This is a genomic window from Microbacterium sp. ER1 (assembly GCF_023383675.1).
Taxonomy (GTDB): domain Bacteria; phylum Actinomycetota; class Actinomycetes; order Actinomycetales; family Microbacteriaceae; genus Microbacterium.
The window spans coordinates 1-22,395 of the sequence record NZ_QCXO01000137.1 but is presented as its reverse complement, the minus strand read 5'-3'; the positions used below and the strand labels follow the sequence as shown (position 1 = coordinate 22,395).

General features: G+C 71.7%; 20 protein-coding genes. 11 read left to right on the top strand and 9 right to left on the bottom strand.

What is annotated here, in order from left to right; translation table 11 throughout:
* Positions 1-7 precede the first annotated feature (7 nt).
* From BV453_RS11965 to BV453_RS11930, 8 genes are all read right to left on the bottom strand, one after another.
* Positions 8-820 carry a serine hydrolase gene (locus BV453_RS11965; protein ID WP_062766745.1) on the bottom strand — a complete coding sequence of 271 codons (813 nt, stop codon included), beginning with the start codon at positions 818-820 and terminating at the stop codon, positions 8-10.
* Complete coding sequence (locus BV453_RS11960; protein ID WP_062766742.1) at positions 817-1,650, bottom strand: serine hydrolase; 834 nt, start codon at positions 1,648-1,650, stop codon at positions 817-819. The genes BV453_RS11965 and BV453_RS11960 overlap by 4 nt, the downstream gene beginning before the upstream one ends.
* Positions 1,647-2,609, bottom strand: a complete 963-nt coding sequence (locus BV453_RS11955) for an LD-carboxypeptidase (protein WP_062634101.1) — start codon at positions 2,607-2,609, stop codon at positions 1,647-1,649. The genes BV453_RS11960 and BV453_RS11955 overlap by 4 nt, the downstream gene beginning before the upstream one ends.
* Positions 2,606-4,255, bottom strand: coding sequence for an ABC transporter ATP-binding protein (locus BV453_RS11950; protein ID WP_062766739.1), 1,650 nt, complete (start codon positions 4,253-4,255; stop codon positions 2,606-2,608). The genes BV453_RS11955 and BV453_RS11950 overlap by 4 nt, the downstream gene beginning before the upstream one ends.
* A gap of 1 nt (position 4,256) precedes the next feature.
* Complete coding sequence (locus BV453_RS11945) at positions 4,257-5,171, bottom strand: ABC transporter permease (protein ID WP_082758500.1); 915 nt, start codon at positions 5,169-5,171, stop codon at positions 4,257-4,259.
* The gene (locus BV453_RS11940; protein ID WP_060921166.1) at positions 5,168-6,211 is read right to left on the bottom strand and encodes an ABC transporter permease; all 1,044 of its coding nucleotides are present in this window, start codon (positions 6,209-6,211) and stop codon (positions 5,168-5,170) included. The genes BV453_RS11945 and BV453_RS11940 overlap by 4 nt, the downstream gene beginning before the upstream one ends.
* Positions 6,212-6,283: 72 nt before the next feature.
* Positions 6,284-8,089 (bottom strand): ABC transporter substrate-binding protein, encoded by a 1,806-nt coding sequence (locus BV453_RS11935; protein WP_249521696.1) that lies wholly within the window; start codon positions 8,087-8,089, stop codon positions 6,284-6,286.
* A gap of 314 nt (positions 8,090-8,403) precedes the next feature.
* Entirely contained in the window at positions 8,404-9,552 is a 1,149-nt protein-coding gene (locus tag BV453_RS11930) for a M20/M25/M40 family metallo-hydrolase (RefSeq protein ID WP_062766736.1), read from the bottom strand.
* A gap of 93 nt (positions 9,553-9,645) precedes the next feature.
* Here BV453_RS11930 and BV453_RS11925 point away from each other — a divergent pair, with 93 nt between their 5' ends.
* The 11 genes from BV453_RS11925 (at position 9,646) to BV453_RS11875 (ending at position 21,526) form a co-directional block, all read left to right on the top strand.
* On the top strand, positions 9,646-10,422 hold the full coding sequence (locus BV453_RS11925) for a GNAT family N-acetyltransferase (protein ID WP_249521695.1): 777 nt from the start codon (positions 9,646-9,648) through the stop codon (positions 10,420-10,422).
* Entirely contained in the window at positions 10,419-11,108 is a 690-nt protein-coding gene (locus BV453_RS11920; protein ID WP_025104992.1) for a MurR/RpiR family transcriptional regulator, read from the top strand. Before BV453_RS11925 ends, BV453_RS11920 begins: the two co-directional genes overlap by 4 nt.
* Positions 11,105-12,253: an o-succinylbenzoate synthase gene (gene menC, locus BV453_RS11915; protein ID WP_085607794.1), complete on the top strand. Its 1,149-nt coding sequence runs from the start codon at positions 11,105-11,107 to the stop codon at positions 12,251-12,253. Before BV453_RS11920 ends, menC begins: the two co-directional genes overlap by 4 nt.
* 32 nt (positions 12,254-12,285) lie before the next feature.
* Positions 12,286-13,173: an aminotransferase class IV gene (locus BV453_RS11910; protein ID WP_249521694.1), complete on the top strand. Its 888-nt coding sequence runs from the start codon at positions 12,286-12,288 to the stop codon at positions 13,171-13,173.
* Entirely contained in the window at positions 13,157-14,287 is a 1,131-nt protein-coding gene (locus BV453_RS11905) for a dipeptidase (protein ID WP_249521693.1), read from the top strand. The genes BV453_RS11910 and BV453_RS11905 overlap by 17 nt, the downstream gene beginning before the upstream one ends.
* Complete coding sequence (locus BV453_RS11900; RefSeq protein ID WP_249521692.1) at positions 14,284-14,997, top strand: type 1 glutamine amidotransferase; 714 nt, start codon at positions 14,284-14,286, stop codon at positions 14,995-14,997. Before BV453_RS11905 ends, BV453_RS11900 begins: the two co-directional genes overlap by 4 nt.
* Positions 14,994-16,520: a serine hydrolase gene (locus tag BV453_RS11895; RefSeq protein ID WP_249521691.1), complete on the top strand. Its 1,527-nt coding sequence runs from the start codon at positions 14,994-14,996 to the stop codon at positions 16,518-16,520. Before BV453_RS11900 ends, BV453_RS11895 begins: the two co-directional genes overlap by 4 nt.
* Positions 16,521-16,604: 84 nt before the next feature.
* A complete protein-coding gene (locus BV453_RS11890; protein WP_249521690.1) occupies positions 16,605-18,218 on the top strand; it encodes an ABC transporter substrate-binding protein in 1,614 nt (537 codons plus the stop codon).
* Positions 18,219-18,264: 46 nt separating this feature from the next.
* The gene (locus BV453_RS11885; RefSeq protein WP_249521689.1) at positions 18,265-19,212 is read left to right on the top strand and encodes an ABC transporter permease; all 948 of its coding nucleotides are present in this window, start codon (positions 18,265-18,267) and stop codon (positions 19,210-19,212) included.
* Positions 19,209-20,021 carry an ABC transporter permease gene (locus BV453_RS11880; protein ID WP_062634134.1) on the top strand — a complete coding sequence of 271 codons (813 nt, stop codon included), beginning with the start codon at positions 19,209-19,211 and terminating at the stop codon, positions 20,019-20,021. The genes BV453_RS11885 and BV453_RS11880 overlap by 4 nt, the downstream gene beginning before the upstream one ends.
* Complete coding sequence (locus BV453_RS11875) at positions 20,018-21,526, top strand: ABC transporter ATP-binding protein (protein WP_249521688.1); 1,509 nt, start codon at positions 20,018-20,020, stop codon at positions 21,524-21,526. The genes BV453_RS11880 and BV453_RS11875 overlap by 4 nt, the downstream gene beginning before the upstream one ends.
* Here BV453_RS11875 and BV453_RS11870 read toward each other — a convergent pair.
* Complete coding sequence (locus BV453_RS11870) at positions 21,516-22,157, bottom strand: pentapeptide repeat-containing protein (protein WP_249521687.1); 642 nt, start codon at positions 22,155-22,157, stop codon at positions 21,516-21,518. The two genes, BV453_RS11875 and BV453_RS11870, sit on opposite strands and share 11 nt — an antisense overlap.
* Between the last annotated feature and the right edge of the window lie 238 nt (positions 22,158-22,395).

The following is a 22,395-nucleotide window of genomic DNA, read 5'->3' as shown; positions in this document are numbered from 1 at the left end:
GGCGGTCTCAGTCGGCGAGCGCGGCGTGGATGCCCTCGCCGATGCGGCGCATGGCGGCCAGCACCGGTCCGCGTCCGTCGGCGCCCCGGTCCCAGCTCGCCAGGACGGCGTACGCGATCCGGCGGGTGGGGGACATGACGATCCCGGTGTCGGCGCGGACGCGGGAGATCGTGCCGGTCTTGTTCAGCAGCCACACGCCGCGATCGAAGCCCCAGTGCGCGAGCGGGTCGAGGTCGAAGGCCGACGCGACCATCGACAGGTCCATGCCCGCGCCCAGCCAGCGGCGCAGCGTGTCGGCCGAGGCGGGGGAGAGATCGGTCCCATCGGCCAGGCGCGACATGAAGAGCACGAGCTCCGCGGCGTTCGCGTGCGACAGCGTCTTCGGGGCACCGGGCGGGATCGGCCACCGCACGATGTCGTCGAGGGCCGAGGCGGTGTAGCCGAGCGCGCGCGTGTGCTCCTGCACGGTCGGGATGCCGATGACGCGGCCTAGCGTGTTGGTCGCGGCGTTGTCGCTCACGGCCCCGATGAGCGCGGCCACGTCGTACAGCGACAGCTCGGACGCCTGCAGCAGGTACCAGAGGCCGGAGTCCTCGATCGCCTCGACCGGCCGTCGGGTCACGCGCTCGTCGAGAGTCCGCGTGCCAGCGTCGACCTCGGCGAGGAGGCGGTGCAGGAGGAAGATCTTGCCGACGCTCGCCGTGTCCTGCACCGTCTCCGGGTCATGGCGCAGCAGCACCTCGCCGGAGTCGATGTCCTGGACGAGGATCGACCACACCGTGCCGTTCTCGTCGGGGAGCTCCACGTCGATCGCGCTCATGCGTCCTCCTCGTCTCGTGCGCGTCCGGTGACGTGCGCGCGGATGAGCTCGCCGACCGCGCGCATGCCGTCGAGCACGGGCGCGCGGAGATCGGCCGCGGAGTCCTTCCAGTTCGCCGCGACCGCATACGCGACGGCGGCCCTCGGGCCCCGCAGCAGCCCGACGTCGACGCGGGCGAAGCTCACGCTGCCGGTCTTGTGACGCAGCACCATGCCCTGATACTCGGCCTCGACGTGGGCGAGGGGGTCGAGGAGGAAGGCGTCGGCGGTCATCGACGTGTCGGTGTCGGCGGCGAGCCAGTCCAGCACCCGGGCGCTCACCGCGGGGGAGAACGCCTCGCCCGCCCCGAGTCGGCGCATCACGTCGGACAGCTCGGCCGCGGTGCCGAACGACGGCGTCCAGGGCAGGTCGGGGGTGCGCTCGTTGCGGATGTAGTCGTGCAGGGCGGTGTCGCGGTATCCGAGTGCCGGAGCGACGGCCCGCACCTCCTCCAGACCGCAGAGGTGGATCAGGGCGTTCGTGGCGAGGTTGTCGCTCACCGCCCCGACGAGGAGCGCCGCGTCGTGGACCGTGATGCGCTGATCGTGCATGCGGTACAGCAGCCCGGAGTCCTCGACGCGGTGCTCGTCCGGGATCTCGATCCGGTCGTCCTCGGCGAGCGCGCCCGCCTCCAGCCGTCGAGCGACCTCGAGGAGCAGGAAGATCTTGCCGATGCTCGCGGTCTCGCACTGCGTGTGCGGCTCGTGCTCGGCCAGGGTCTCCCCGGTGCCGGCGTCGACGAGCCGGATCGACCAGGTGACGCGGGGATCGAGGGGCGGAAGGGCGATCATGGCCGTCCCACCGTGAGGCGGGGTTCGTCGCCGGTCGCGTCCAGCACCCCGTCGACACCGAGCGGGATGGTCAGGGCGTGCGGGTCGTGGCCGAAGCCCTGCTCCCACAGCACGGGGACCCCGGCGTCCTGGAACTCGTCCCGCATGAGCGCGTGGACGAGGTCGAGGTCGCCGCACTCGTGCCAGGAGCCGAGCACGATGCCCGTCGCCTGGGCGAGACGGCCCGCGCGCCGGAGCTGCGTGACGAAGCTGTCCAGGCGGTACGGCTCCTCGGTGATGTCCTCCAGGAACAGGATGCCGGGGGAGGGGACGTCCGCCTCCGGGGCGCCGAGTCCGGCGGCGAGCAGGCTGAGGTTGCCGCCCGTGAAGCGCCCTTCGGCGCGGCCCGGCGTCATGATCTCGGTCTTCGGGCCGATGAGCTCCCGCCCGCGCCAGGGTTCGAAGAGCCACCGCTGCACGTCGTCGCGCACCTGCTCCGAATCGCGGAAGACGTTGTTCCCCGCCATCGGGCAGAAGAGCGTCGCGACGTCGAGGTGCGCGCGCCACGTCTCGTGCAGGGCGGTCACGTCGGACGAGCCCGTGAGGAGCTTCGGCCGCCCGTCCCGGCGCAGCGCCCCGCGGCGCATGTCGGCCCAGTCGATGCCGTCGAGGAGGCGCAGGGCGCCGTAGCCGCCGCGGGCCGTGACGACGGCGTCCACGTCCGGATCGAGCCAGGCGTCGACGAGGTCGGCGCGGCGGAGGTCGTCCGGCCCCGCGAGGTACGACGCGCGCGGGTGGGGCGTGAGGACATGCTCACCCACCCGGACGTTCAGCCCCCAGGACTCGTAGTAGCCGACGGCGCGCTGCGTGTTCTCCTCGTTGCCGGGACCGGACGGCGAGACGATCGCCACCGTGTCGCCGGGCTGCAGGGGAGCCGTGTCGAGATACGGCGACACCGCCGCCTCCGTCAGGGTGCTCATGCCGTCTTCTCCTCGATGCGCGGCGCCGCGGACAGCAGGTGCCGGGTGTATTCGTGCTGCGGGTTCAGCAGCACCTCTTCGGTGGGTCCGTGCTCGACGATCTGTCCGTGGTACATCACCGCGACCGTGTGGGCGATGTTCCAGGCGAGACCGAGGTCGTGCGTGATGACGAGGGCGGAGAGCCCGAGGCGGCGGCGCAGCTCTAGCAGGAGCCCGAGGATCTCTCCGCGCACGGACGCGTCGAGCGAGGCGACAGGTTCGTCGGCGATGAGCAGCTGCGGCTGCACGGCGAGCGCACCGGCGATGACGACGCGCTGCCGCTGTCCGCCGCTGAGCTCCTGCGGGATGGCGCCGAAGTAGCGCTCCGGCGGGGTGAGCTCCGCGTCGGCGAGGCTCTGTGCCACGCGTTCGCGCTCGTCGCCGGGGAAGCGCTGCACGCGCAGCCCCTCGGCGACGGACTCGTAGACGCTGTGCTTGGGGTTCAGGGCGGCCCACGGATCCTGGAGCACGAGCTGCACCTGCGAGCGGAACCGCGCGAGGTCGCGCCCTTTCGACGGGATCGGTGCGCCGTCGAAGAGGATCTGCGACCCGGGGTCGGCGGGCTGCAGGCCCATGAGTGCGCGGGCGAGGGTCGACTTGCCGGAGCCGGACTGGCCGACGAGCGCGACGATCTCGCCCTTGCGCACCGAGAGGTCGACGTCGCGGACCGCATGCACGGGGCGCCCGCCGGAGCGGTAGGTGACGTTGACTCCGCGCGCCTCCAGCAGCACCTCGTCGCCGTGGGTGATCTCCGGCACCTCGTCCGCATCGCGGCCGTGCCGCGTCACCGGGGCCATCCGCGAGGCGGGGTCGCCGATCGTGGGGAAGGCGTCGGCGAGCTGTCGCGTGTACGCCTCCTGCGGGGTCGTGCAGACCGCGTAGCTCTCGCCGACCTCGACGAGCTCGCCGTCGCGCATGATGGCGATCCGGTCGCACGCCGTGGCGAGCACCGAGAGGTCGTGGCTGATCATGAGCATCGAGATGCCGCGCTCCGCCACCAGACGCGAGATCATGTCGAGGATCTGCTTCTGCACGATCACGTCGAGTGCGGTGGTCGGCTCGTCCGCGATGATGACCTCGGGATCGCAGGCGAGGGCCATCGCGATCATCACGCGCTGCTTCTGGCCGCCGGAGAGCTCGTGCGGGTACGACTCGCTCTTCTGCTGCGGCAAGTCGACGACGTCGAGCAGCTCCCGGACCCGTTCCTTGCGCGCCTTCTCGCCCTTCCATCGGTCGGAGGCGTGCAGCTCCAGCGCCTCCAGGAGCTGCCAGCCCACCGTGCGGACCGGGTTGAGCGAGTGCATCGCGCCCTGGAACACGATGGACGTCTGCGCCCAGCGCACGGCGCGCAGCTGCCCGAAGGACAACGTGGCGACGTCCTGGTCGCCGAGCAGCACGCGGCCGCTGAGCCGGGCGTTGCGCGGCAGGAGCCGCAGGACGCTCATGGCGAGAGTGGACTTGCCGGAACCGGACTCGCCGGCGATGCCGAGCGTCTGCCCGGCGGGGAGGGTGAGCGAGACGTTGCGCACGGCCGCCACCTCGTCCCGACCCGACCGCCCCGAGGTGCGGTACGTGATGGAGACGTCGTCGAAGATCAGGTCGGGCATCTCAGCGGCTCCTCAGCGTCGGGTTGGTGATGTTCTCGACGGCGCGGCCCATCAGGGTGAACGACAGCACGACGAGGACGATGGCGATGCCGGGCACGAGCACGTACCACCAGTAGCCGCTGGTCGCCGCGGAGACATCCATCGCGTTCTTCAGGATCGAGCCCCACGACTGCAGCGTCGTGTCGCCGAGGCCGAGGAACGCCAGGGTGGATTCGGAGATGATCGCCGAGCCGACCGTGAGGGTCGTGTTGGCGAGCACGAGCGGGAGCACCCCGGGGAGCAGGTGCTTCATGATGATGTGCCAGTGCCCGGCGCCGAGGGCCCGGGAGCGCTCGATGTAGTCGCGCGATTCGACGGACAGGGTCTGCGCGCGGACGACGCGGGCGGTGCCGGCCCAGGAGGTCAGGCCGATCGCGATGATGATCGTCCAGACGCCGCGGCTCAGCACCGACGACAGCACGATCGCGAGGATCAGCGACGGCAGCACCAGGAAGAAGTCGATGATGCGCATCATCAGCCCGCCGAAGAAGCCGGTGAAGTGGCCCGCCGAGAGACCGACGAGGGTGCCGATGATCATCGACATCGCCGTGGCGGCGAGGCCGACGAGCAGGGACACCCGGGCGCCCCACACCATGCGGACCCAGATCTCGCGCCCCTGATGGTCGGTGCCGAGGGGATGCTCCCAGGACGGCGGGGCGAAGCGCTGCACGTCGACGAGCTTCGTGACGTCGAGCATGCTGGCGGGGGCGATCACGGGAGCGAAGATCGCGATGAGCGCCACGATCACGAGGAAGACGAGGCCCACCATGCCCGCTCGGTGCTGGGCGAACTGCCGGCAGAAGTCGACGAAGGCGGTGCCGCGGCGGTGCCACGCCAGGGCGCGGGGCGAACGGATGGTCGGGGATGCCGTGGTCATGCGCGCCTCACCCTCGGGTCGAGCTGCCGGTAGATGAGGTCCGCGATGAGATTCATCGCGATGATGATCGTGGAGAACACCACGAACGTGCCCTGCAGGAGCGGGAGGTCGGGGCCGGAGATGGCCTCGAAGGTGAGCTTCCCGAGCCCGGGCCAGGAGAACACCGTCTCCACCGTTACGGCCCCGGCGATGAGACCGCCGATGTGCATGAAGACGAGGGTGACGGTCGGCAGCAGGGCGTTGGGGACGGCGTGCCGACGGCGGACGAGGTCCTCCCGGAGGCCCTTGGCCCGCGCGGTGGTGAGGTAGTCGGCGCCCATCTCCTCGAGGAGCGAGCTGCGCATCACCATGAGGTACTGCGCGTACACGACCGCGACCATCGTGATCACCGGGAGCACCATGTGCGAGATCACGTCCAGGACCGCACCGACCGGATCGGTGGGCGGGTTGGGGGAGACCATGCCTCCGGTCGGGAACCAGTGCAGCGTGCCTCCGAAGACCATCAGGAGCAGCAGGGCCAGCCAGAAGGTCGGCACCGACCAGAACACGAGCGACGTGCCGGAGACGATGCGGTCGAAGGTGGAGCCGTGCTTCCAGGCCGCCTTCTGTCCGAGCCAGAGGCCGAGGGCGATCGCGATGATCGCCGCCGTGCCGGTGAGGAGGATCGTGTTCCAGAAGTACTGGCCGATGAGGTCGGACACCGACGTGCGGTAGACGTAGCTCGTGCCGAAGTTCAGGGTGAAGACGTTGCCGAGGTAGTCGATGAACTGCTGCCACAGGGGCTTGTTCAGACCGAGCTGCTCGCGCAGCTGGTCGGCCTGCTCGGCGCTCATCCCGCGCTCGCGGGCGATCGAGGCCACCGGATCGCCCGGCAGGATCTTGAAGGCGAAGAATCCGAGGAGGATCACCATCGCCAGGCTGATGGCCGCGCCGCCGAGCTTGACCAGGAAGTAGCGGAGGGCGCCGACGCCCTTCGGCTGCTCCTCGGCCGCGGCGCTCGTCGCGATGGCGGAGGTGGACGGGGGTACCGCGTTGGACATGGGGGTCTCCTTACAGCCGACCGGGAGACGCCGCGGGGGCGGAGGCCCGCCACCCGCGGCGTCTCTCCGGACTCATTCGACGTCGGCGATGTTGCGGCGACGGATCAGGAAGAAGATGAGCCCTCCGATGATGACCACCCCCACGACGATGCCTCCGATGAGGAGTCCGGTGTTCGTGCCGGTGCCGCCGGCGGTCGCGCCCTCGACGGGCTCGACGGTGAGGTAGCCCCAGTAGCCGGCCTGGTTGGCGATGATGCCGCCGTCCTTCGGCTGCAGCGTGAAGCCCGTGAAGCGGTCGGAGCGGTAGGCCTCCAGCGAGTTGGCGTACCAGGTGGCGACCTGCGCGGTGTCGGTGTAGTTCAGCGCGAGCATGTCGTGCACGATCTCCCGACGCTTCTCGGCGTCGATCTCGGAGCGCTGCGCGGCGTACATCTCGTCGAACTCCGGGTTGCAGTACCCGTCCTGCGTGGTGCCGCCGGTGCCGTCGGTCGCGGTCGGCAGGTTCATGCAGGTGTTGATGCCCAGCTGGTAGTCCGGGTCGGGGTTGACCGACCAGCCGCTGAAGTACAGGTCGTAGTCGCCGGAGGTGGCCTTCGCGCTGATCGTGTCGGAGTCGGTGGACTCGACCGTGATCTCGATGCCGATGTCCTTCATCCACGGGACGAAGAAGTCGGAGATTGACTGCTCGTTCGCGTCGTCCGCGTCCGTCAGCAGGCGCAGGCTCAGGCGCTGGCCGTCCTTCTCGCGGATGCCGTCGGCGCCGGGGACCCAGCCCGCCTCGTCGAGCTTCGCCTGCGCGGCCTCGGGGTCGAAGCCCACGATCACGTCGTCGTCGTCGGAGAGGTGCCACTTCGGGAAGGACGCCGGGATGAAGCTCGTCGCGAGCGTGCCCTCGCCGTCCAGGACCTTGTCGAGGAGGGTGGCCGTGTCGGTGCCGAGACGGATGGCCTGGCGCACCTCGAGCTCCTTCAGCGCGGCGTTGCCGGTGCCGTAGGGCACGTTGTCGCGGGTCTGCTGACCGACGTTGATGCTGATCGAGTGGTAGCGGCGGCCCTCACCGGAGTGCGTGGTGATGCCGTCGACGCCCTCGAGTGCCGAGAACTGGGTGGGGGTGAGGCCGGTGACGAGGTCGACGTCGCCCGCCTTGAGCGCCTGCACCTGGGCGTCCGAGTTCGTGTAGTACACGTACTGGATCGCGTCGATCTTGGGGGCGCCGCGCCAGAAGTTCTCGTTCGCCTTCAGCACGATGGACTGGTTGGCCGAGTAGCTGTCGAGGACGAACGGGCCGGAGCCGACCACGTCGGCGTCGTTGGTGAAGGTCGTCGGGTCGTCGACCTCCTCCCAGATGTGCTTCGGGACGATCGGGATCTCCGAGCCGGGGTTCGGGGCCTGCGGGGTCTTCAGGGTGATCACGACGGTCTTGTCGTCCGGGGTCTCGACGGTGTCGAAGTTGGAGACGAGGTTGCCGTTGGCGGTACCGAGCGCGGGCACCGTCATCATCTGGTCGTACGTGTACTTCACATCGGCGGAGGTGATGGGCTCGCCGTCCGACCAGACGAGATCGTCCTGGAGGGTGAAGGTCCACGTCTGGCCGCCGTCGGTCGCCTCCCAGCTGTCGGCGAGGCCCTTCGTGGGGGAGCCGTCCTCGGCGTCGTTCTGCACGAGCGACTCGTAGACGTACCGGATGATGTTCGTCGGCGTCAGGTAGATCGAGATGAACGGGTTGAACGTGTCCACGAATCCGGAGGTGGCGATCCGGAGCGTCGTGTCGGAGGCCGGGGATTCGGTGGCGGCGCTGACGGACTGCGCCTGAGCGGCACCGACCGGAGCGGCGAGGAGGAGCGCGGAGGCGATCGCGGCGGCGGTCAGACTTCGCACGGTTCTGGAGCGGGGGGCAAGACGCATGGAAGGTCCCTTCGGGCGCCGCCCGGATCCACAGTGAAGCCGGGTCGGTGCTGACCATGCAAGCGGAAGACGGCCCCGCGGTCAAGACATTCGATGCGTATCGCGGAAGAAAAATCGCGCAGATCGGAAAGATCGCCGGCCGTCGAGCGGGTGTAACACGGCGGAAACACGCGGATGCCAGGATGCGCGCATCGGAACGACGGGAGCGAAGGATGACTCCTCGACGCGGATATCCGGAACGTATCTCGGGACGGTTCGGGTCGGGCACGGGAACCGGAATCGTATCGTCACTCCGCCGGGACGGTGAGCACGGCACGCAGGAGCGCGATGCGTTCGTGCAGGGAGGAGCGCAGGAAGTGCTCGTCCAGCGCATGCGCTCCGCCACCCCGGGGGCCGAAGCCGTCGACGGTCGGCAGGCCCTTTCCGCCGAGGAGGTTCGTGTCGCCCGCGCCGGCCGCGGGGCGGCCGTCGACCTGCTGGCCGAGCGCAGCACCGGCCGCGGCGATCCGGGCGAGGAGGTCGGTGTCCTCCGCCGAGGCCTGCCAGGCGGGCCGGGCGCTCAGCACGGCGACCTCGAGGCGGGCGCCGGGGCGCACCGGCGCCAGCTCCTGGAGGGCGCTGAGGACGCGCTGCTCGCTGTCCGGGTCTTGGAAGCGGAGGCCGATCTCGGCGGCCGCGTGCGCCGGCACCACGTTGGTCCTCGCGCCGCCGTCGATGACGCCGACGTTGCACAGCACCGGACTCGGAAGCTCCGGGTCCGCCACGATCGTGCGGACCAGGAGGAGCTGGTCGACGAGCTCGTCGATCGCGGAGACGCCATGCTCGGGGTCGAGGGCGGCGTGGGCCGCGCGGCCGGTGACGGCGATGCGCACCCGGGCGCTGCCGCGGCGGCCGACCTTGAGGGCGCCGTCGGGATGCGGGGACTCGAATCCGATGGCGCAGGCCGCGCCCCTGGCCCGTTCCGCGAGCTGGGGGCCCGAGACGGGGGAGCCGATCTCCTCGTCCGCGACGAGCACGATCCGCACGGCGCGCCGCTGTGCGAGCGGCACGGACTGCAGGTGCCGCAGGGCCTCGAGCATCACCACGATGCCGGCCTTCATGTCGTAGGCACCGGGGCCGCGCACGACATCGCCGTCCTCGGTCCACGGCAGGTCGTCCGACAGCGTGCCCGCCGGCCAGACGGTGTCGGTGTGGCCGACGAGGAGGACCGGGTCTCCGGTACCGGGGACGTCGATGACGAGATCCGTCCCGAGCTCGTGCGGGATCCGCTGGACGCTGCCGCCGACGCCGGCGAACCAGGCGGACAGCAGGTCGGCGATGCGGGCGCTCGCCTCCGTGTCGCGGCTCGGCGTCTCGATCAGCACGAGTTCGCGCACGAGTGCGATGATGTCGTCGGAAGGATGGTCCCCGTCGCGCACTGCCGAGAGAGTCGTCACGGTTACGAACCGTATCTTGCCCCTTGATCGCCCCGCAACCCGCCGATAGCATCGCTCTCAGCAGCAGGACTCCTCGATCTTAGGAAACGTATCGTGCCTCATTCTTCGGTGGCCGCCGGTGTCACCCACGGTTGCCGCGAGCTCACCCGGTACACCGAGTTCCGTGAGGCCGCCGCGCTGTACGCCCGCGTCTTCGCGTACACGGAGAACGAGTACGCCCTCAACGCCAACCTGCTCACCGCCCTCGCGCGCAACGGCGGTTCCGCGGTCGGCGCCTTCGCCGACGACGGGGAGCTGATCGGGTTCGCGTACGGGTTCGCCGGCTGCGACACCACCGGCGCGTCCTTCCACTACTCGCAGGCGGCCGCCGTCGATGCCGCGCACCAGGGACGCGGCGTCGGCCAGGCGCTCAAGCTCGCGCAGCGTGCCGTGGCCCTGCGCTGGGGGCAGCGGACGATGCGGTGGACGTTCGATCCGCTGCTGTCACGCAACGCGCACTTCAATCTGAGCTCTCTCGGCGCCGTCGGCATCGCGTACGAGCGCGACTACTACGCCCGCCCCGACACCGACCGCCTGGTGGTCTCCTGGGACCTGGACGTCGCCGATCGTCCGACCCGCCGGTCCCTTCCCGTCCCTCCCGTGCTCGGCCCGGACGACTGGGGGCGGGCCGTGGCGGCGGACGGCGGCACCTGGATCGCGATCCCGACGCGACCCGGCGCCCTCGACGCCGAGGAGCGCGCGGTGCTGCGGCGGGATCTGGAGCGGACGATGACCGCGGCATTCCGCCGCGGAGACGTCCTCGTCGGGGCCACGCGCCTCGACGACGACACGGCGGTCTACCGCGCGACACCTCGAGAGGGCACGGCATGAACGACCACGATCACGACCAGGAGGATCGCGACCTCGTCTCTCCGCGAGACCGCTACGGCGAGCGCATCCGCACCAACCTCTCCGCCGAGAGCATCCAGGCGCGGATCATCGAGACCGAGCAGCGCACGCTCGCCCAGACTTTCGAGGAGCTCAGCCGCTCGGCCCAGGTGCCGCAGGCCGCGGCGCTGCTTCTCGGCGCCCGGCGACGGTACGTCGCCGGCGAGGGCAAGGCGGCGGCGTACGCACAGCTCCTCAACGCGGATCTCTCGGCGACGCTGTCGAACGTCTTCCTCGTCGACGGGCACGCGCTGCAGCCGCTCACCGTGCTCACCGACGTCCGGGCCAGCGACGTGCTCATCGCGTTCTCCCTGCGGCGCTACCGGGAGGAGACCGTGCGGCTCGGGCGGCTCTTCCACGAGGCGGGCGGTCAGCTCGTCGTGATCACCGACAGCGAGGATGCCCCGCTCGCATCCATCGCGACCTCGCTCATCCGGGTGCGCACGGGATCGGCGTCGTACGCCGACTCGCCGACCCCGGTCGCGGCGGTGTGCCACCTGCTGAGCGCGCTCACCACGGCGAGCGCGAAGGGAGCGCGACGGCGGCTCGCCGAACGCGACCGGCTGGTGGCGCGCCTGGGTCTCTACGGCCCCGAGACCGCGCGGGCCCGCCCGGAGGAGGACGCGTGAGGGTCGTCCGCGTCCGGCTCTTCGCCCTGCGTCAGCCGCTGCGTCACAGCTTCGAGACGAGCTCGCACCGCAAGTCCGGCATCGAGCACGTGCTCGTCGAGGTCACCGATGCCGACGGCCAGACGGGGTGGGGGGAGATCGCGTCGCCGTCCGATCCGTTCTACGGAGCGGAGACCACGGTCACCGCGTGGGAGATCGCGACCCGCTACCTGGTGCCCGCGCTGCTCCGTGCCGAGGGGGAGGACCCGGCGGAGCTGGAGGCGTCATGGGCGCGAGTCCGCGGGCACGAGTTCGCGAAGGCCGGGTTCTCCGGCGCGGTGTGGGACCTGGCCTCCCGGAGGCGGGGGATCGCGCTCGCCGCGGCCCTCGGCGGGACGCGCGACGAGGTCGTCGCGGGGGTGTCGTTGGGCATCGAGCCGTCGATCGACGAGCTGCTGGCCCAGGTGGAGCTGCAGCGCGCCGCCGGCTACCCCCGCGTCAAGCTCAAGATCGCTCCGGGCTGGGATGTGGAGCCGGTGCGTGCGGTGCGCGGCGCCTACCCCGACCTCGACCTTCACGTGGACGCGAACGGCGCGTATGCCGATGACGAGCGGGCGGCCGCGGTGTTCGCACGCCTGGACCGCGAGGCGCTCACCATGATCGAGCAGCCCTTCGCGCCGCGGGATCTCGTGGCCCACGCTGATCTGCAGGCGCGGCTCGACACGGACGTGTGCCTGGACGAGTCGGTCGTCGACCTCGGCGACCTGCGGACCATGATCCGGCTGGGGGCGGGGCGGGTCCTCAACATCAAGGTGTCGCGGATGGGCGGGCTCACCGTCGCCCGCGCGGCGCACGACGTGGCGCGGGACGCGGGCATCCCCGTGTGGTGCGGCGGGATGCACGAGTTCGGCGTCGGGCGGGCTGCGAACGTCGCGCTGTCCTCGCTCCCCGGTTTCCTGCTGCCGTCGGATGTGTCGGGATCGGACAAGTACTACGAGTCGGACATCATCGCACCTCCGGTGACCGCCGTCGCCGGTCGCGTCACGGTCCCCACCGGACCGGGGATCGGACACGAGGTGCTCGCCGAGCGCATCGCCCGTGACGCGTCCCGCGTCTTCGACTCCTCTGCGGCCGAGGCCCCTGAGGCCGTCCTGACCGCGGGCTGACCGGCCCCCGAACCCTGCGAGAGCGGAATCCCATGCGCGCACTGCTGCTGTACCGGCTCGATCTCGCCGCCGAGGCGGCGGAGGACGGGATCCATGCCGTCGATCCGCGGGAGCCGATCATCCGGGCGACCGACCTCGGCGTCACCCGCGGCGACGGCGTGTTCGAGACCGCCGTGGTGCGCGGAGGAAGGCCGCAGGCCCTGGAGGCGCATCTCGTGCGGATGGAGCGTTCGGCGCAGCTCCTGGGGCTGCCCGCGCCAGGCCGCGAGCTGTGGGCGCGGGCGGTGCGCCGCGCGGCCGCCGAGGTCTCCCGCCCCGGAGTGCTCCGCGACGGGGAGATCGCCTCGATCAAGTTCGCGATGACCCGCGGGGACGAGATCGACCCGGCCGGACCGACGGGGTGGGTGCTCGGCTTCGCGGGAGAGGACCCGGAGGCCGTCCGCGCGCAGGGCGTCTCCGCGGTGGTGCTCGACCGCGGGTACCGACACGACGTCATGGAGACGGCGCCCTGGCTGCTGCAGGGAGCGAAGTCCCTCGCCTACGCCGTGAACCAGGCGGCCCTGCGGGAGGCACGGAGCCGGGGTGCGGACGATGTCGTCTTCGTCAGCGCCGACGGGTTCGTCCTCGAAGGGCCGCGGTCGACGCTGATCGCGCGGCTCGACGGGGCGCTGGTCACGCCACCGCCCGAGTACGGGGTGCTCCCGGGGACGACCCAGGCCGACGTCTTCGCGGGACTCGCCGAGGTGCCCTCCCGCGTCGGTCCGATGATGCGGGACGATCTGGAGCGGGCGGACGCCCTCTGGCTCTGCTCCAGCACCCGGGGTGCGGTGCCCGTGCGCGAGCTGGACGGCGTCGCGCACGCCGTGGACCCGGTGCTCACCGCGCGGATGAACGCGGTGCTGGATGGACGAGAGGACTGAGATGGTCGACGCGGACCTGCCGATCGATCGGGTGATCGACGGCCACAACGACCTCGCCTGGGCGAGCAGGACGCTGCTCGGCTACCGGGTCGCGGAGCTCTCCGGCCCGGTGGCGGCCACGCAGACGGATCTGCCGCGACTGACCGCGGGCGGGGTCGCCGGCCAGTTCTGGTCGGTCTGGGTCGATCCCGTGCTGGAAGGGGCGGAGCAGGTGGTGGCCACGCTCGAGCAGATCGACTTCGTGCACCGCCTCGTCGACGCCCACCCGCAGCGCTTCGCGATCGCTCGGACGGCAGCCGACGCGCGTGCGGCGATGGCGGAGGGGAGGATCGCCTCGCTCATCGGCATCGAGGGCGGCGACCAGCTCGGCGGATCGCTGGCCGTGCTGCGGCAGTTCGCGCGTCTCGGCGCGCGGTATCTCACCCTCACCTGGTCGCGGACGATCGCCTGGGCGGACTCCGCGACCGACGAGGCGCGCCACGGCGGTCTGACGGACTTCGGACGCGAGGTGGTGCGCGAGATGAACCGCATCGGTGTGCTCGTCGACCTCTCGCACGTCGCTCCGACGACCATGCGGCATGCCCTGGAGATCACGACCCGCCCGGTGATGGTCAGCCACTCCGGCGCCTTCGCCCTGTGCGACCATCCTCGCAACGTGCCGGACGACGTGCTCGCCGCGATCGGCGCGCAGGGCGGCGTCGTGATGGTGCCGTTCGTCCCCACGTTCGTCTCGCAGGCCCGCCGCGACTGGTGGGAAGCCGGGGGAGAGGGAGAGGCCCCCCGCGTCGGCGTCGCGGACGTCGCCGATCACCTGGATCACGTGCGTCGCGTGGCCGGCGCGCAGGCGGTCGGGATCGGTGCCGACTACGACGGCTCCGATGCGATGCCGGACGGTCTCGGCGACGTCTCGGGGTACCCGGCGCTGTTCGCCGAGCTGCGGCATCGCGGCTGGTCGGAGGACGACCTCCGGGCGGCGGCGCACGAGAACGTCCTCCGCGTGCTGGAGGCGTCGGACCCCGACCACGAGGCCTTCCTCGCCGGCCGCGCAGGAGAACCGGCCGCGGCCGCGCTCGTGCCGGCGGTCGACACGACGATCCGGGAGGGGGCGCTGTGAACCCGCGCGTCCTCGTGATCGTGAACTCCGCGAGTTCCGGCCCGCGCCGCCTCGGCACCTGGCTGCGGGAGAAGGCGATCGACGTCGACGAGGTCGTGGGAGCCGAGCAGCCGCTGCCCGCCTCCCTGGACGGCTACGCCGGACTCGTCATGCTGGGCGGCGGGCTCATGCCGGACGACGATGACCGCGCGCCGTGGCTCGCGGCAGAGCGGGCGCTCGCCGCGGAGGCCATCGACCGTGACCTCCCCACCCTCGGCATCTGCCTGGGCGGTCAGCTGCTCGCCCACGTGGCCGGGGGCGAGGTCGCCGAGAAGACCGGACCCATCGAACGCGGCGCGACCCCCATCCGCCCCACCGCGGCAGGACGAGCCGACGCCCTGTTCGCGGCCCTCGGCGATGAGGCTCCGATGATCGAGAACCATCAGGACATGATCACGCGGCTGCCACCCGCGGCGGTGCTGCTGGCGACGAGCGCCGCCGTCGAGAACCAGGCCTTCCGGTTGGGGGCGCGGGTGCGCGGCGTGCAGTTCCATCCCGAGGCCTCCGCGGCCGACCTCGCCCGTTGGGACGACGCGGCACTGCGGGGAGAGGGACGCTCGCTTCCCGCCCTCATCGCCGCCGCCGAGCGCGTGCACGACCACAACACCGCGGCCAGCCGCGCGCTCATCGAGGCCTTCGCCGACGAGGTGCGCGCCGGGGTCCCCGTATGACCGGGCAGCATGCGGATCTCCTCGTCACCGCCGAGTCCGCCGCGGAGGCACTCCGCCACGGCCTGGACGAGCGCGCGCGTCGTGCCGCTCCGGCCGCCATCGCCGCCGTGGGCGAACGGGGAAGCGTCCGCGCAGTGCTCACCCACGGTCATCCCCGCGCCGATGAGGCCCCGACGACGCGGGACACGGTCTTCCGCATCGCGTCGATGTCCAAGAGCTTCCTGGCCGCCACCGTGCTCTCCCTTCGAGACCGCGGGCTGCTCGACCTCCACGCGCCGATCCGCACCTATCTGCCGGAGGTCCGGCTGCGGCATCGGGGTGCGGACGTCGAGGTCACCGGCGACCTGCTGCTCTCCAACCGGTCCGGTCTGGGGGAGGACAACGCCTGGGTGGACCGGCATCTCGGCGCCTCCCGTGCGGAGATCGCCGCCGTGTTCGCAGGTGGGGTGCACCTCGCGGCCGCGCCGGGAACCGACTACCAGTACTCCAACCTCGGCCAGTCGCTGCTCGGCCGCGTCGTGGAAGCGGTGACGGACCGGGCCGTGGAGGACGTGATCCGGGAGACCCTGCTCGAGCCCCTCGGGCTGCGCCGGACGGCGCACGTGTCGGACGGCTACGCACCGGAGACGCTGGCCGGCGGGTTCCGGACGTTCGACGACGGCACCACGTTCCGCCCCGAGCCGTTCGTGGGGTCCGGCGCGCTCGGCTGCATCGGCAGCATGTTCAGCACCGTCGACGACATGGCGAGATGGATGTGGTTCCTCGGCTCGGCCTTCACCGACGACCCGCTGGCGCCCGCCGTGCTGGCTCCGGCGTCGCGACGGGAGCTGCAGCAGGCCCGCACCCCCATCCCGGTGCCGTCGGCGATGTTCGACGGGCGCGATCTCGCGGGGGCCGGCTACGGCTACGGCCTCTTCGTCGAGGACGACCGGCGGTTCGGGCGGATCGTGCAGCACTCCGGCGGTCTTCCCGGATTCTCGGCGCACATGCGCTGGCACGCGGCCAGCGGCATCGGCGTCGTCGCCTTCGGGAACTCCGACGAGTTCGGCGCCCGGCGGATCGCAGGCGCCGCGCTCCAGCAGCTGCTCGAACGGACGGACGCCCCCTCCGCGGTCCTGCACCCGTGGGCGGAGACGGTCGCCGCCGCGCAGGCTCTCGACGCCGCGATCCGCTCGGGACGGCCCGCCGCCACGTACCCGTTCCTCGCCGACCATGTGCTCGATGACATCCCGGCCGACGTCCGCGATGCCCGGCTGGAGGCACAGGTCCAGGAGATCGGCGGAATCCGCGAGGACCAGGACCCGTTCCCCGACCGTGTGGTGGCCGCGGCGACCGAGGCCGAGCTGCGCTGGCGGATCGTGGGGAACCGCGGCGACCTCCTCGTCGACATGCGGCTGGTCGGGCTTCCGGAGCCTCGGGTACAGGGGCTGGGCGCGGCGGTGGTCGCGCCGGGACAGACGCGTGTCGAGGGGGAAGGGGCCGGGGCCGCAGAGCGACACCGGATCATCCTGCCGTCGCCCTGATCCCGGGTCGGACACAGATCGACCGGGTCCAAAAAACCGCCCTAGGATGGAGACATCCCGACCCGTCCGTTCTGAGGAATCCCCATGCCCGCCACCCCTGTGCGTCGCCTCCTTCCCCTCGCTGCGCTCGCCGCCGCCACCGCCCTGGTGCTGACCGCGTGCGCGGGCCCGTCCACGGACAGCGACGGCGGTGAGCTCGTGTGGTCGATCGAGGGCGCGAACCTGTCCGCGGGGCACATGGACCCGCAGGTGAGCCAGCTCGACGTCTCCGGCATGGTGCAGCGCGCGGTGCTCGACTCCCTGGTGTTCCAGGAGGACGACGGCACGTTCAGCCCGTGGCTCGCGAAGAGCTGGGACGTCTCGCCGGACAGCACGGAGTACACCTTCACGCTGCGCGACGACGTGACCTTCACCGACGGCGAGCCGTTCGACGCGGAGGCCGTGAAGGCGAACTTCGACCGGATCGTCGACCCGGAGACCGCCTCGGCCCAGGCGGCGAGCATGCTCGGTGCGGACTTCTACGCCGGCACCGAGGTCGTCGACGACCACACGGTGAAGGTCTCGTTCACGCAGCCGTATGCGCCGTTCCTGCAGGCGGCCAGCACCCCGCAGCTCGGCTTCTACTCGCCGGCCGTGCTCGCCGAGTCGGCCGACAAGCTCAAGGCGGGCGGCCCCGACGTCACGGTCGGCACCGGACCCTTCGTGCTCACCGAGTACACCGCCGACCAGGAGATCGTCTACACGCGCAACGACGACTACGCCTGGGGTCCGCACGAGACGAAGGCGCCGGCGTTCGAGACGCTGCGCGTGCAGATCCAGCCGGAGGCGTCGGTGCGTACCGGAGTGATCGAGAGCGGCGAAGCCGACCTCGCCAGTAACATCCCGCCGAACCAGGTCGCCGGTCTGGACGACGCCGGCGTCACGGTCGACTCGGTGGAGTACCCCGGACTGCCCTACTCGCTCTACCTGAACGAGAAGTACGGCGTCTTCGCCGACGAGAAGGTGCGGCAGGCGTTCGCCCGCGGCATCGACGTCGACGCGGCGGTCGAGGAGATCTACTTCGGGCAGTTCCCGCGGGCGTGGAGCGTCCTCGGCAGCACGACCCCGGGCTATGACGCGTCGCTGGAGGACTCCTGGCCGTTCGATCAGGACGCCGCGAACGCCCTGCTCGACGAGGCCGGCTGGACGGAGCGCGACGCGGACGGCATCCGCATGAAGGACGGCGAGCGCCTGTCCGTGCGATGGATCGCCTGGACTCCGGTCCCCGACGACCGCGCGGCGCTGGCCAACGCGATCCAGTCGGATCTCAAGGCCATCGGCTTCGAGGTGCAGCGCGAGGAGCTGGAGCCCGGTGCCTACAACGCCCAGTACGAGCCGAAGACGTTCGACCTCACCGACTGGGGCTTCTCCGGCGTGGACGCCGACTTCCTCCGTGCGCACCTGCACACCGACGGCTTCCAGAACGCCTCGCAGGTGAGCGACCCGGAGATCGACGCGCTCCTGGAAGAGGCCGTCGCGTCGAGCGACCAGGACGCCCGCAACGAGCTCTACACGCAGCTGCAGGAGTGGAACGCGGAGTACACGGCCATCGTCCCGCTCTACAGCCCCTCGGCGATCACAGCGGTCGGCGAGCGCGTGCAGGGTCTGGACTACGACCTCTACGGGCGGCCGGTCTTCTACGATGTGAGCCTCGGCTGACATCCGGCGGCCGTCGTTTCGAGGGAGCGGGCGGAGTGATCGAACCGTGACGGCGGTGCTCGGCCGCGCCCTCGGGCTCGTCGCCTCGGTGGTCATCGTGCTGTGGGGCGCCGCGACGGTCGCGTTCCTGGCCTTCCGGGTGATCCCCGGCGACCCGGTCTCGGTGATGCTGGGGCCGCAGGCGCAGGTGAGCGAGGCGGTCAAGGACGGCATCCGCGCCGATCTCGGGCTCGACCGCCCGCCGCTGGAGCAGTACGTCGGCTTCATGGGGCAGCTCGCCCGGGGTGACCTCGGCGAGTCGTACCAGCTGCGGCTGCCGGTGACCGAGGTCATCGGACGGCAGCTGGGTGCGACGGTGCAGCTCTCGGCCCTGGCGCTGGGGATCGCCATCGTCCTCGCCCTCGCGGTCGCGGTCTTCGTGCGGGGCCGCGTCGGGCGCACCGTCGCCGCCGGCGTCGAGCTCGTGGTGCTCTCCTCGCCGGTGTTCTGGATCGGGCTGCTGCTGCTCAGCGTCTTCGCGTTCGGTCTCGGCTGGTTCCCCGTCTCGGGCACCCGCAATCCGGCGACCATCGTCCTCCCGGCGATCACGCTCGCCCTCCCGGTGGCCGCACTGCTCAGCCAGGTGCTGCGTGATGGGCTGATGCAGGCGGAACGGATGCCCTTCGCGGAGACGGTGCGTGCGCGGGGTGCCGGACCCACCTGGTTCACGCTGCGGCACGGGGTGCGCCACGGCGCCGCGTCGGCGGTCACCCTCGCGGCCTATCTCACCGGCTCAGTCCTCGGGGGTGCGGTTCTCGTCGAGACCGTGTTCGCCCGGCCCGGCCTGGGGCGGGTCACCCTCGCCGCCATCAACGACCGCGATCTCCCCGTCCTCACCGGCATCATCCTGCTGAGCGCTCTCGTCTTCGTCGTCATCAACGTGGTGGTGGAGCTCGTGCATCCGCTCATCGACCCCCGCGTCGCCGCCTCCTCGCGACCCGGAGTCGTCCGATGAGTCGGGGGCAGCGCATTCTTCTGGGCTCCGCCGTGCTCGTGCTGGCGGTGGTCGCCGTCGCCGCCCTGTGGCCGGGGCTGCTCGCCACGCACGATCCGCTGCAGACCGAGGTCCGGGCCGCTCTGCTGCCGCCGAGTGCCGAGCACCTCTTCGGCACCGATCAGAGCGGCCGCGACGTGTACTCCCGCGTGGTGTTCGGCGCGGGGCGCTCGGTGGGGATCGGGCTTCTCGCCACCGCCATCGCCCTCGCCGCGGGCCTGCTCGTGGGGGCGCTCGCCGGCATGTCCCCTCGGGGTGTGGACGTCACGCTCATGCGCATCAACGACGTGCTCATGGCGTTCCCGGAGTTCCTGGTGGCGCTCGTCGTGGTGGCCGTGCTGGGTCCGGGACCGGTGAACATCGCCATCGCGGTGACGCTGGCCGCCGCACCCGTGTACGTGCGCCTCGCCCGCGTGCAGACCAGGACGCTGCGCGTGGCCGAGCATGTCGAGGCCGCCCGGATCCTCGGCGTGCCGCCGCTGCGGGCGTTCCGACGCCATGTCGTGCCCGGGGTGCTGGGTGCGCTGAGCGTGCTGGCGACCATCGGCATCGGGTCGAGCATCCTGGCCGCGGCCGGACTGAGCTTCCTGGGTCTCGGGCCGTCCGAGCCGACCCCGGAGTGGGGCCTCATGCTCGCCGGCGGGCGCAATGTGCTCGGACAGGCCTGGTGGGTGTCGGTCTTCCCCGGACTCGCGATCACGCTGACGGTGGTGTGCGCGACGGTGGTCGGACGCATCCTCCGGGCGCGGGCGGACGGGAGGGACGCATGAGTGCGGCGCTGGAGGTCGAGGGACTGCAGATCGCCTTCGCGGGGACTCCCGTCGTGGAGGACGTCTCGTTCACGGTGGACGCCGGCGAGTGCGTGGCGATCGTCGGGGAGTCGGGGGCGGGGAAGTCGCTCTCGGCCCGCGCTCTGCTCGGCCTCACGCCGTCGACGGCAGACGTCGCCGTCGACCGGCTCCGCATCGACGGGGTGGACGCCGCCACCCTGACCGAGCGCGGCTGGCGGCGGCTCCGGGGGACCAGGATCGGCCTCGTCTCGCAGGACGCCCTCGTGTCACTGGACCCGTTGCGACGGATCGCGGACGAGATCGCCGAGCCGCTGCGGCTGCACCGCCTCGTGCGCGGGCGCGCGGCCGTCGCTGCGCGGGTGCGGGAGCTTCTCGGACGAGTGTGGATGCCCGACCCCGACCGCCGCGCACGGCAGCGTCCGCAGGAGCTCTCCGGAGGGTTGCGGCAGCGCGCGCTCATCGCCTCGGCGCTCGCCGGGAACCCCGCGGTGCTCGTCGCTGATGAGCCCACCACGGCCCTGGACGCGACCGTGCAGGCCCGGATCCTCGTGCTGCTGCGGGAGATCGCCGACGACGGCACCGCCGTGGTCTTCATCAGTCACGACTTCGCGGCCGTGCGACGGGTGGCGGATCGCGTGCTCGTGATGAAGGACGGCCGGATCGTGGAGTCCGGCCCGGTCGCGGAGGTGCTCGCCGCCCCACGCCACCCGTACACCCGGCAGCTCATCGCGGCGACGATGCATGAGCCGCGGGAGGAGCGTGCGGCGTCCTCGGACGTCGTGGTCGTCGCCGACGACGTGTCCAAGGCGTTCGGCGGGGTGGCCGCCGTCGTCGACGCGTCGTTCACGGTGTCCGCCGGTCGGACGCTGGGCATCGTGGGCGAATCCGGATCGGGCAAGACGACCCTCGCCCGGATGCTGGTGGGCGTCGAGACGCCGGACACCGGAGTGCTGCGGTGGACCGGGGCACCACGGGTGCAGCTCGTGCACCAGAACCCGCTCGGCGCCTTCGACCCGCGGTGGACGGTCGGGCGCTCCCTGGAGGAGGCACTGGAGGCGGGAGGGGTGCCGCGTGGTGCGCGTCGGACGCGAGTGGCGGCGCTGCTCGCGGAGGTCGGGCTCGATGCGAGTCTGGCGGCCCGACGGCCGGCGGCGCTGTCGGGCGGGCAGCGGCAGCGGGCGGCCCTCGCCCGAGCGCTCGCCGCCGACCCGGACGTGCTGGTGCTGGACGAGCCCGTTTCGGCCCTCGACCCCTCGGTGCGCGAGCGGGTGCTCCGGCTCCTCGCGCGGGTGCAGGAGGAGCGGCGGCTCACGATGGTCTTCGTCTCCCACGACCTCGACGTCGTCGGCGCCGTCGCGGACGACGTCCTGGTCATGCAGGACGGCCGGATCGTCGAGCAGGGGCCCACGGCAGCGGTGTTCGCCGCCCCGCAGCATCCGTTCACGCGGGAGCTGCTTGCGGCGAGCGGCCCCGTCAGTCCGTGACGGTGATCCCGAGGCCCGTCGCCATCACCGGGGCGAGCTGCTGCACCTGCACCGACGAGAGCGTGGTGCCGCGGAGGCTCTGCACGTCGAGATAGGAGAGCGCGTCGAGGCCGCGGAGGTCCACGTCCTTCGCGCGCAGGCCCCGGGGGTCGACCTCGTCGCTGCGCGAGGCCTGGAACCGGACGCGCGTCAGTTCGGCCTGCGGGATGTCGATCGTGCGGACGGCGCATCCCACGACGTCGAGGTCTTCGGCGCGGGCGGCGCCCAGGTTCAGGTAGTCGATGCGCACGTCCCGCAGCTCGAGCTCGGCCACGCGGGCGTCACCGAGGTCGAGGGTCCCGATGCGGCCGCCCGTGATCCGGAGTCGACGGATGCTCGCGTTCCGCAGCCGGAGCGACGCGATGCGCGGTTCGGGCAGGTCGACGTCGAGGAGCGTGGCCCCGGTGAGGTCGATGCTGTCGGCGTCCGCCTGGACCGCGCACTGCTCGAGCGTGGCGTACGCGAGGTCGACGGTGCCCGTGAGCTCCAGCGCGGCGGCGAGGAGGTCGGCCCGGCGCGCGGCTTCACGGGGCTCCAGCACGGGCGGGAGGTCGGGCGCGGACACACGGGGTGCGGTCGGGGAATTCGGCATCCTCCGAGGCTATGTCCTCCCTCCGACACCCCCACTCCTCCGTGGATCCGAGCCTCAGCCTGCGGGAGGTCGCTGATCTGCGCCGCGTCGCAGGCCCTCGGCAGGTTCCTCCGACGGGGGCGTGAATCTGCGACATCGAGCGGGGGTACGGAGCAGAGGGACTCGGGCTGCACAGGAGAGGGAGTGGGGGAGTTGTGCACAGAGGGTGGGAGGAGCTGGCTGAGGCGGGGAGCGAGGG

Coding starts and splice junctions, on each gene's coding strand:
- BV453_RS11965 (WP_062766745.1), bottom strand. CDS start 820: ATGAGCGCGATCGACGTGGAGCTCCCCGACGAGAACGGCACGGTGTGG.
- BV453_RS11960 (WP_062766742.1), bottom strand. CDS start 1,650: ATGATCGCCCTTCCGCCCCTCGATCCCCGCGTCACCTGGTCGATCCGG.
- BV453_RS11955 (WP_062634101.1), bottom strand. CDS start 2,609: ATGAGCACCCTGACGGAGGCGGCGGTGTCGCCGTATCTCGACACGGCT.
- BV453_RS11950 (WP_062766739.1), bottom strand. CDS start 4,255: ATGCCCGACCTGATCTTCGACGACGTCTCCATCACGTACCGCACCTCG.
- BV453_RS11945 (WP_082758500.1), bottom strand. CDS start 5,171: ATGACCACGGCATCCCCGACCATCCGTTCGCCCCGCGCCCTGGCGTGG.
- BV453_RS11940 (WP_060921166.1), bottom strand. CDS start 6,211: ATGTCCAACGCGGTACCCCCGTCCACCTCCGCCATCGCGACGAGCGCC.
- BV453_RS11920 (WP_025104992.1), top strand. CDS start 10,419: ATGAACGACCACGATCACGACCAGGAGGATCGCGACCTCGTCTCTCCG.
- BV453_RS11910 (WP_249521694.1), top strand. CDS start 12,286: ATGCGCGCACTGCTGCTGTACCGGCTCGATCTCGCCGCCGAGGCGGCG.
- BV453_RS11905 (WP_249521693.1), top strand. CDS start 13,157: ATGGACGAGAGGACTGAGATGGTCGACGCGGACCTGCCGATCGATCGG.
- BV453_RS11895 (WP_249521691.1), top strand. CDS start 14,994: ATGACCGGGCAGCATGCGGATCTCCTCGTCACCGCCGAGTCCGCCGCG.
- BV453_RS11890 (WP_249521690.1), top strand. CDS start 16,605: ATGCCCGCCACCCCTGTGCGTCGCCTCCTTCCCCTCGCTGCGCTCGCC.
- BV453_RS11880 (WP_062634134.1), top strand. CDS start 19,209: ATGAGTCGGGGGCAGCGCATTCTTCTGGGCTCCGCCGTGCTCGTGCTG.
- BV453_RS11875 (WP_249521688.1), top strand. CDS start 20,018: ATGAGTGCGGCGCTGGAGGTCGAGGGACTGCAGATCGCCTTCGCGGGG.
- BV453_RS11870 (WP_249521687.1), bottom strand. CDS start 22,157: ATGCCGAATTCCCCGACCGCACCCCGTGTGTCCGCGCCCGACCTCCCG.